This is a genomic window from Terrabacter sp. 2TAF16, assembly GCF_052115065.1.
In the GTDB taxonomy this organism is placed as follows: domain Bacteria; phylum Actinomycetota; class Actinomycetes; order Actinomycetales; family Dermatophilaceae; genus Terrabacter.
This window is the reverse complement of the sequence record NZ_JBFRFZ010000043.1, coordinates 1-914: the sequence shown is the minus strand read 5'-3', so window position 1 is coordinate 914 and position 914 is coordinate 1. Positions and strand designations below refer to the sequence as shown.

The 914-nt window shown below is 74.0% G+C and carries 1 protein-coding gene; it reads right to left on the bottom strand.

Annotated features, from left to right (window positions below; translation table 11 throughout):
- Positions 1–914: hypothetical protein (locus AB4Z14_RS22050; RefSeq protein WP_442277114.1), on the bottom strand; the 914-nt coding region annotated here is incomplete at both ends.

Here is a 914-nt window from a genome sequence, read left to right as displayed (position 1 = left end):
GCGGTCGAGTCGGCGCTGAGGAAGCCGGCCGCCCGGGGTGAGGTGGCGGTGAGGTTGATCGCGGCGGCGGTGGCCCCGGCTGGGACGGGTGACCCGGTGACGCCGGCGACCTTGATGGTGAGCGAGGCGCCGGCGGCGATCGCGGTGCGCACGGGGTTGGATGTCGTGCCGACGCGGGTGTCGAGTACGCGCGTCGGAGCGGTCGTGGCCCACTGGTTCGCGGTGCTCGCGGTCGTGACGTAGCCGGTGACGTCGGCGATGACCTGCACGGTGCCGGCGGAGTGGTTGACGATCGTCAGCGTGCCGGAGGTGGTGAGCCGGCCGACGAGGAGGTTGGCGACGGTCTGGCCGGCGGCGAAGTTGGCCGTGGAGCTCCCGGTGGTGGCGGTCGAGTCGGCGCTGAGGAAGCCGGCCGCCCGGGGTGAGGTGGCGGTGAGGTTGATCGCGGCGGCGGTCGCTCCGGCGGGCACGGGTGACCCGGTGACGCCGGCGACCTTGATGGTGAGCGAGGCGCCGGCGGCGATCGCGGTGCGGACGGGGTTGGATGTCGTGCCGACGCGGGTGTCGAGCAGGCGAGTGGGCGTCGTGCTCGTCCACCGCTGGCTCGTGCCGCTGGTGGTGAGGTAGCCGGTGACGTCGGCGATGACCTGCACGGTGCCGGCGGAGTGGTTGACGATCGTCAGCGTGCCGGAGGTGGTGAGCCGGCCGACGAGGAGGTTGGCGACGGTCTGGCCGGCGGCGAAGTTGGCGGTGGAGCTGCCGGTCGTGGCGGTCGAGTCGGCGCTGAGGAAGCCGGCCGCCCGGGGTGAGGTGGCGGTGAGGTTGATCGCGGCGGCGGTGGCCCCGGCTGGGACGGGTGACCCGGTGACGCCGGCGACCTTGATGGTGAGCGAGGCGCCGGCGGCGATCGCGGT